The following is a 1,227-nucleotide window of genomic DNA, read 5'->3' as shown; positions in this document are numbered from 1 at the left end:
TCCGGTGCCGTTCGTCATGTCGGTGATGCCAGGTCTCAGGCAGCTGCGGAAGCAGCCGTCGGGACTTCGGCGATCGTGGCAAGAACGCGCGAGGCAATCGCGTAGGGGTCGCCCTGGGAGTTCGGACGACGATCTTCCAGATAGCCCTTGTAGCCATTGTTGACGAAGGAGTGCGGAACGCGGATCGAAGCGCCACGGTCAGCCACGCCGTAGGAGAACTTGTTCCACGGAGCGGTTTCGTGCTTGCCGGTCAGACGCAGGTGGTTGTCCGGACCGTAGACGTCGATGTGCTCTTTCCAGTTCTTGGCAAAGGCAGCCATGAGGGCTTCGAAATATTCCTTGCCGCCCACTTCGCGCATGTAGGTGGTGGAGAAGTTGCAGTGCATGCCCGAGCCGTTCCAGTCGGTATCGCCGAGCGGCTTGCAGTGGAATTCGACGTCGATGCCGTACTTTTCGCAGAGACGGAGCAGCAGGTAGCGTGCCATCCAGATCTGGTCGGCGGCCTTCTTGGAGCCCTTGCCGAAAATCTGGAATTCCCACTGGCCCTTGGCCACTTCGGCATTGATGCCTTCGTGGTTGATGCCGGCGGCGAGGCAGAGGTCGAGGTGCTCTTCAACGATTTCGCGGGCAACCGAACCGACGTTCTTGAAGCCGACGCCCGTGTAGTACGGACCCTGCGGAGCCGGGTAGCCCTGTTCCGGGAAGCCGAGCGGACGGCCGTTTTCGTAGAAGAAGTATTCCTGTTCGAAACCGAACCAGGCGCCTTCGTCATCGAGAATGGTGGCGCGGCTGTTGGACGGATGCGGCGTGACGCCATCGGGCATCATGACTTCGCACATGACCAGCGCACCATTGGTGCGGGCCGGATCCGGATAGATGGCGACCGGCTTCAGAACGCAGTCGGAGCTATGACCTTCGGCCTGCATCGTGGAGGAACCGTCGAAGCCCCACAGCGGCAGCTGCTCCAGCGTCGGGAAAGCGTCGAATTCCTTGATCTGGGTCTTACCGCGAAGATTCGGCACCGGCTTGTAGCCGTCGAGCCAAATGTACTCGAGCTTGTATTTCGTCATAGTCATCTCTCGTTTCTACACTGCGAGGTTTTTGCAGATCCAGGTACGCGCCGCTTCGTCATGAAGGTCGCCTCCGGGACTGCCAGATGAAATGCATATTGCGTGCCAGATGCACGCGCGCCCGGAAAAACATCGACCCTTGCCGGCCAAGGGCAAG

1 protein-coding gene is annotated in these 1,227 nt (G+C 60.1%); it reads right to left on the bottom strand.

Translation table 11 applies throughout. The annotated features are described in order from the left end of the window. Positions 1-35 precede the first annotated feature (35 nt). Positions 36-1,070 carry a glutamine synthetase beta-grasp domain-containing protein gene (locus FNA46_RS24580; protein WP_143127873.1) on the bottom strand — a complete coding sequence of 345 codons (1,035 nt, stop codon included), beginning with the start codon at positions 1,068-1,070 and terminating at the stop codon, positions 36-38. Positions 1,071-1,227 lie beyond the last annotated feature (157 nt).

The organism is Affinirhizobium straminoryzae, from assembly GCF_007004135.1.
Lineage (GTDB): Bacteria > Pseudomonadota > Alphaproteobacteria > Rhizobiales > Rhizobiaceae > Neorhizobium > Neorhizobium straminoryzae.
The sequence above is the reverse complement of the archived record's forward strand: the minus strand, read 5'-3'. Positions and strand labels throughout refer to the sequence as shown.